The organism is Bacillus cereus group sp. N14, assembly GCF_016483555.1.
Classification (GTDB): domain Bacteria; phylum Bacillota; class Bacilli; order Bacillales; family Bacillaceae_G; genus Bacillus_A; species Bacillus_A wiedmannii.
Genome location: NZ_JAEHBQ010000031.1, coordinates 43436 through 50066 on the forward strand (window position 1 = coordinate 43436; position 6631 = coordinate 50066).

Genomic DNA, 6631 nt, shown 5'->3' on the forward strand with positions numbered 1-6631 from the left:
CATTCAATAACTAGGTACTGAAAATCTTTACTATAACTCTAGATTAGCTCCATGTAGAATACAGATTAAGTTTGTATGCTACATGTATTAAATAGAAAGGAATGATACATGATGTTGACGACTTACACAATCTATCAATTTTTATCCCTTCCTTCTTATTTACACGCAAACCTATTACCATCCATTCTCACGAGAACGTTCGGCTCTAAGTTTATTACAGATTTTCCGAACGTTAAAGCCCACTACGGTGCGATAGCAACCCCCTTTAGGGGTGGGATGATAGTGAGGTTGGATGCGGAGTACCACTGAAAACCGTTAGGTTCGTGGTACTTTAAGTATACAAAAGTGTTTTCTCATTTTTGTATACTTTCCTGTTGCAGTTCGTTATAAAAACTGATACATTTGATATATGAATGAATATAGAAGAACAAATACAACCGTATCCTTAGTTAACTATCATTTTGTGTTTTGTCCTCGATATAGGAGGAAAATATTCCTTAGTACAGATGTAGAAGAGCGCTTTAAAGAGTTGGTACAAGAAATATGCGACGAATTAGAAATTGTCATTGTCGCTTTAGAGTGTGACAAAGACCATACACATATGTTTTTAAACACACTGCCAACATTTAGTCCTGCTGATATTATGGCAAAAATCAAAGGAGTGACTTCAAAAAAATTGAGAGAGGAATTTCCTCACCTTAAACATTTGCCGAGTTTATGGACACGTAGCTATTTTGTATCTACCGCAGGAAATGTATCGAGTGCGACTATTAAACGATATGTGGAACAACAAAAGACAAGGGGCTGAGAAAGGTGCAAATTAAATGTAGTAATTGCGGATTTGAACAATTTATGAAAGACCATAAATTTAACAGAGAATATAAAGATGACTACAATAAAGCCTTGTTTGTTCTGTGTGAGAGAAATACTTGTGATACTTCCCAAATTAAAATTCCGAATGGTTATATCAGAGAAATGATGTGGCTTGGTTCGTGGTCAATTGTGAGAGATATAACTTTAGACGAATACAAAAGTCTTAAAAGAGCCAGATTTCTTAAGGATTTAGGTGAAGAAAAATGTACCAAGCTGTAACAGTAAAAATCAAGCTACTTCCTACAAAAGAACAGGCTTCCATCTTAAATGCTATGGGAAAAGAATATATCTCTACAATCAACGCACTTGTATCTGAAATGGTTGCCGAAAAGAAAACAACTAAAAAGACTACAAAAGATGTTCCTGTAAACCTTCCAAGTGCAGTAAAAAATCAAACTATCAAAGACGCTAAGAGTGTGTTTCAAAAAGTAAAGAAGGCAAAATATAAAATAATACCAGTATTAAAGAAACCCATTTGTGTGTGGAACAATCAAAACTATTCGTTTGATTTCACCTATATCCGTCTACCTTTAATGATAGATGGCAAAACAAAGAAAGTGTCTGTTCGTGCCTTATTGATTGATAAACACAACCGTAATTTTGATTTGTTAAAACACAAATTGGGCACGCTTCGCATCACGAAAAAATCAAACAAATGGATTGCCCAAATTTCTGTCACCATTCCTACCGCTGAAAAAATAGGAACAAAAATTATGGGTGTAGACTTAGGGTTGAAAGTTCCTGCTGTGGCAGTGACGGATGATGAAAAAACTCGATTCTTTGGTAGTGGCAGACAAAACAAATATGTCAGACGTATGTTTAAATCAAAACGTAAGAAATTGGGTGAATCGAAGAAATTGAATGCGATTCGTAATTTTGATGATAAAGAACAGCGATATATGAAAGACCAAGACCATAAAATAAGTCGTGCAATTGTAAATTTTGCTAAAGAAAATAAGATTTTTGTCATTCGCTTAGAACAATTGGCGAACATTAGACAGACGACAAGAACAAGTCGTAAAAACGAAAAGAATTTGCATACTTGGTCATTTTATCGTCTATCTCAATTCATTGAATACAAAGCGAATTTAGAAGGTATTAAAGTTGAGTATGTAAATCCTGCATACACAAGTCAAACATGTCCAAACTGTTCTAAAAAGAACAAGGCACAAGACAGAAAATACAAGTGTAAGTGCGGATTTGAAAAGCATCGTGATTTAGTCGGTGCTATGAATATTCGATATGCACCTGTGATTGATGGTAATAGTCAATCAGCCTAAGATGCTATATGCACTGTCTTAGGAGGGGCAATGAGATGCCCTCATCTAGAAGGCTGTTCAAAACAGAAATGGACTGCGAACGTTTAGTCATTCAAGAATCCCACCCGTCACACCGTTAGGTGTAGGGCTTGCGGCTTTAGCCGTGGGAGTCTCAAAAAAGAGTAAAGAACCTAATTGAGGTTATGATTCCTTCTTGCTGCTTTGTGCAAACACCCGTATAACATGCTATGTACATTGAATAATTGATTTGATGAGAGCCGAATAGGCTCTTTTTTTAGAGATTTGTTCAAAATTATTTTAAAAAACTTATATGCAGTTATATGAAAATTAAATTATACAATTCCCTCTATGAGAAAAACAGTTAATTTATGTCTAAACCATGCCTAAAGATACCGTTTTATTTTTGGGAAATGGTGAGTCCTAAATATCACATCCATACATCGTAATTCAAATATGAAAATTAAAATATTCAAGTGAAATAAAAGGTGAAAGGAATGTTCACAATGGGACACGCTGGTACAAATCAAACAGAAAACAATAGGAATGAATCCTATAAAAAAACAGGTTATTTTTTTACAACAGTATGATGTTGTGATTGCATTGGATGAACAAAAAATAGAAAATGTCGTTCAATTCCGTAAATATTTATATGAAAAGAAAAAATTTGGGGATACAATTAAAGTAACCGTTTATCGAAATGGTGAAAAACTAACAAAAACCGTGAAATTAATGGATCAAACACGTGCAGCGTAACAGCCACCTTTCGGTGGTTTTTTCTATTTTACTAGTTTTTATATGTACGATCATTCCATTCGTCCTCACTCCACATTAATGGACTGGCTCTCTACCAATATTCAAAATCGATTGCGTATTCTAATTTGTGTTCCAGTTTTTCTTGCTAAGGTCAATGAATAAGTACACATAAACTCCATATATCTCTAGATAAACTACTGAGTAACTCCATACAAACTCTAGATAGCGTATATAGAATAATAGCTATCAAGGAGGTTAGGAAAAATGAATTTTATAAAACGCGCAATTCTCAGTATGAAAAAAAGAATAGGAACATCATTAATTTTGATGGCAGTCTTCCTGATTGTTACAAATTTGGTGCTGGCAGGATTCACAATCCAAAATGCATCAAAAAAAGCTGCTGATGCAGCAAGAAAAAAACTAGGTGCAGATGTCACTTTAGGTCTTGATTTTGACAAATTAGGTCAACAAGCTAGGGAAACTGGCGAGATGCCTAAGCCGCCGAAGCTCAGCACAAAAGAAGCAGACAAATTAGCGAAGTCCAAGCATGTAAAAGACTATAATTATATAACCAATAATTTCGGAATTGCGGATGGGTTTAAGTTAGTAGGAGCTTCAGAAGGAGAAGGAAAAGGAAAAGGTAACGTTGCAATGGTGGGAGGATCAGGTTCAGGTTCAGAAATAGATATGAATTCTTCTCTTATAATAGAAGGAGTTCGCAAGACTTTATTACAAGAAAGTTTTAAAAATGGAAAAAGTAAAATCGTTGATGGAAAACCAATTACAGAACAGATGCAAAATCAGAATGTAGCTTTAATGGAAAAACGATTAGCGGAACAAAACAATTTGAAAGTAGGAGATAAAGTTAAAGTTCAATCAGGGGATAAGAAGGAAACTCTTGAAGTTGAAATTATCGGTATTTACGAAACGAATGAGCAACCAATGGGTCAAAATCCCCCTCCTATGATGAATCCAGCTAATAAACTATATATGCCTTACTCTACTTTGAAAAAATTAGAAACAGATGAAGGTATGAGTAGTAGTATTCAAGTTGTGTACTTATTGAACGATCCACAAGACATTGATGCATTTAAAGAAGAAGCAAAAAAATCTGATATTGATTTTAATTATTTTAAGCTAGATGCACAAGATTCATTGTACAAACAAATGATTGGCCCTATCGAAAATATCGCTTCTACGTCTCAAATGATTATCTATATGGTATCTATTGCAGGTGCGATTATCTTAGGATTAATCATTATGTTATCGATTAAAGCACGTCGTAAGGAAATGGGGATTTTATTGTCCATTGGAGAGAAAAAATGGAAACTGATGGCGCAGTTCGTAGTAGAAGTAGTATGTATTGCTATTTTAGCGTTAGGATTATCCCTAACAACAGGAGCTAAAGTTTCTCAATTCGTAGGGAATAACTTACTTTCGAGTGAAATTGCTACAGCAAGCGAAGAAAAAGACAATTCACAAAATGGTAGTGTAATGATGGTTGGAGCTGGTGGTACTCCACAAAACCAAAACGAAGATCCAATTGATAAAATTGATGTAAGTGTAACGGGAGAAGATGTAGGAAAAATGGGGGGAATTGGACTAGCTATTGCTATATTAGCAACGCTTCTTCCAGCATTATCTATTCTACGCTTAAATCCAAAACAAATTCTTTTAAAAGATGAATAAGGAGGCTCGATATGGAGACGATTTTACAATTTAAAAACCTAGATTATTATTATGAAAGTAACGGGAAAAAAGTAACGATACTAGATAATGTTAATTTTTCTTTTCAAAAAGGGCATTTTTACACGATTTTAGGGCCCTCTGGATCTGGCAAAACCACAACTCTTAGCTTAGGTTGTGGGCTGGACATACCTAAAAACGGTTATGTACTATATAATGGCAAGGATATTCGAAAAATTGGTTTGGATCGATACCGTAATCAAAATGTATCCGTAATTTTCCAATCTTATAATTTGATTACCTATATGACCGCTCTTCAGAATGTACTAACGGCAATGGAAATTACAGGTGTGAAGGTACAAAATAAAAAAGCAAGAGCATTAGAATTATTAGAGAAGGTAGGACTCACAGAAGTAGAAGCGAAACGAAATGTCTTGCAACTAAGTGGTGGACAACAACAACGTGTAGCAATTGCTCGAGCACTATCTTGCAATGTCGATTTATTGATTGCTGATGAACCAACAGGAAACCTTGATGGAGAAACAGCAAATGAAATTATTGAGTTGTTTCAGGAGCTAGCTCATCAAGAGGATAAATGTGTAATTGTAGTTACGCATTCACAAGAAGTTGCAAAAAAATCGGATCGAGCAGTTTATTTAAGGAAAAAGAAGTTAGTAGTAAACGAAATTAATAATAGTTAAGAAAAAAGCTAATTCCGTTCTTAATTCACATAATTTTCAAAATTTAAATTTATGACTGTTAATATTTGTTATATAATATATTTGTCAAAGCATTACCCCTGTAGTTTCTATGATGAATCTGTAAGATAGTTTGTCTCGTATATTCACCTGAAACTAAAAAGAACTTGTAGAGATTCCTACAAGTTCTTTTTGTTTTAAGGGTTAAAAAGTATTTCATTTTAAATAGAGGTAATGAGGTTTTGGTATTTGAATTATACAGCTAACGGAATAATTTTTTGCATATTTTACTGGAAGTAGAGCATGATATTACCATAAATCATGGAGGTGTGTAAGAAATGCAAATTCGCGAAAATAATAATTCAAACGAAATTTTGATAGCAGCCGCAGCAAGCGCTATTGAGCAAATGAAATATGAAATTGCTCAGGAGTTTGGCGTTACACTTGGGCCAGATTCGACAGCACGAGCAAATGGTTCAGTAGGTGGAGAAATTACAAAGCGCTTAGTTCGTATGGCGCAAGAACAAATATCTGGTCAATATAAAATTCACTAAGTGAAAATAAGTATATATGTACCAAAAACAATAGAACAGGAGTATGAATGTATAATTCATACTCCTGTTCTATTGTTTTTTGATAAGAATGAATGGCTGACGTAATTCATTTGATTATAGTTAATTAAGGAAAGGTCTAAGGCTGTTTGTTCATTAGATTGTGTAAAGGGAGGATATCCACTAGGAAAGAAACTCTAAGTACAGTTGAATTAGCATCATAAGCTAAATCTCATGAGAGAAATAAAATACAATTCTGTCAGGGATATATGTACTTTATTCTCTTTTATTTTATTTTTGCACCAGAACCACTCAAAAAATTCTCTTTTGTAGTTGAAGTTTTCCAAATAATAAGTTACATTTTTAAGGTTCAAGCAACTTTATGGCAGTACAAAAAGGGGAGAAATATTGTTATTATGCAAAAAATGAAATGGAAGAACTATGTATGTTATTTTGTAATTCTTATGTTTCTTGTAACAGCAGTAACAGTCAAACCAGGTATCTCTAAAGCTGAGGAATCTGATGTTAATATTACATTATTGGGTACTGCAGATATTCATGGTAGATTTATGCCTTGGGATTATGCACTTGATGGTGCAAATATGAGTGGAAGTTTAACGCAGCTTTATACGGTTATAAAGAAAGTACGTCAAGAAAATCCGAATACCATATTATTAGATGCCGGGGACACAATTCAAGGAAACTCAGTAGAATTATTCAATGATAAGCCACAATCTCCAATGATGGTAGCGATGAATACAATGGGATATGATGCTTGGGCATTTGGAAA

General features: G+C 34.1%; 7 protein-coding genes and 1 pseudogene. All 8 read left to right on the forward strand.

Annotation, left to right across the window (positions count from 1 at the left end; translation table 11 throughout):
• Positions 1-409 precede the first annotated feature (409 nt).
• Positions 410-808 carry an IS200/IS605 family transposase gene (gene tnpA / locus JDS82_RS26840; protein ID WP_199714213.1) on the forward strand — a complete coding sequence of 133 codons (399 nt, stop codon included), beginning with the start codon at positions 410-412 and terminating at the stop codon, positions 806-808.
• Positions 809-813: 5 nt separating this feature from the next.
• Entirely contained in the window at positions 814-1092 is a 279-nt protein-coding gene (locus JDS82_RS26845; protein ID WP_240522905.1) for a hypothetical protein, read from the forward strand.
• Positions 1077-2153 carry an RNA-guided endonuclease TnpB family protein gene (locus JDS82_RS26850; RefSeq protein ID WP_199714214.1) on the forward strand — a complete coding sequence of 359 codons (1077 nt, stop codon included), beginning with the start codon at positions 1077-1079 and terminating at the stop codon, positions 2151-2153. Before JDS82_RS26845 ends, JDS82_RS26850 begins: the two co-directional genes overlap by 16 nt.
• A 552-nt stretch (positions 2154-2705) precedes the next feature.
• Entirely contained in the window at positions 2706-2906 is a 201-nt protein-coding gene (locus JDS82_RS26855; RefSeq protein WP_472926246.1) for a PDZ domain-containing protein, read from the forward strand.
• 264 nt (positions 2907-3170) lie between these two features.
• The gene (locus JDS82_RS26860; protein WP_199714215.1) at positions 3171-4595 is read left to right on the forward strand and encodes an ABC transporter permease; all 1425 of its coding nucleotides are present in this window, start codon (positions 3171-3173) and stop codon (positions 4593-4595) included.
• Between the two features lie 11 nt (positions 4596-4606).
• Positions 4607-5293 carry an ABC transporter ATP-binding protein gene (locus JDS82_RS26865; RefSeq protein ID WP_002150937.1) on the forward strand — a complete coding sequence of 229 codons (687 nt, stop codon included), beginning with the start codon at positions 4607-4609 and terminating at the stop codon, positions 5291-5293.
• A gap of 335 nt (positions 5294-5628) precedes the next feature.
• A complete protein-coding gene (locus JDS82_RS26870) occupies positions 5629-5844 on the forward strand; it encodes an alpha/beta-type small acid-soluble spore protein (protein WP_085313259.1) in 216 nt (71 codons plus the stop codon).
• 413 nt (positions 5845-6257) lie between these two features.
• A pseudogene (locus JDS82_RS26875) lies at positions 6258-6631 on the forward strand (bifunctional metallophosphatase/5'-nucleotidase); the annotation flags it as partial.

Coding starts and splice junctions, on each gene's coding strand:
- tnpA (WP_199714213.1), top strand. CDS start 410: ATGAATGAATATAGAAGAACAAATACAACCGTATCCTTAGTTAACTAT.
- JDS82_RS26850 (WP_199714214.1), top strand. CDS start 1,077: ATGTACCAAGCTGTAACAGTAAAAATCAAGCTACTTCCTACAAAAGAA.
- JDS82_RS26860 (WP_199714215.1), top strand. CDS start 3,171: ATGAATTTTATAAAACGCGCAATTCTCAGTATGAAAAAAAGAATAGGA.
- JDS82_RS26865 (WP_002150937.1), top strand. CDS start 4,607: ATGGAGACGATTTTACAATTTAAAAACCTAGATTATTATTATGAAAGT.
- JDS82_RS26870 (WP_085313259.1), top strand. CDS start 5,629: ATGCAAATTCGCGAAAATAATAATTCAAACGAAATTTTGATAGCAGCC.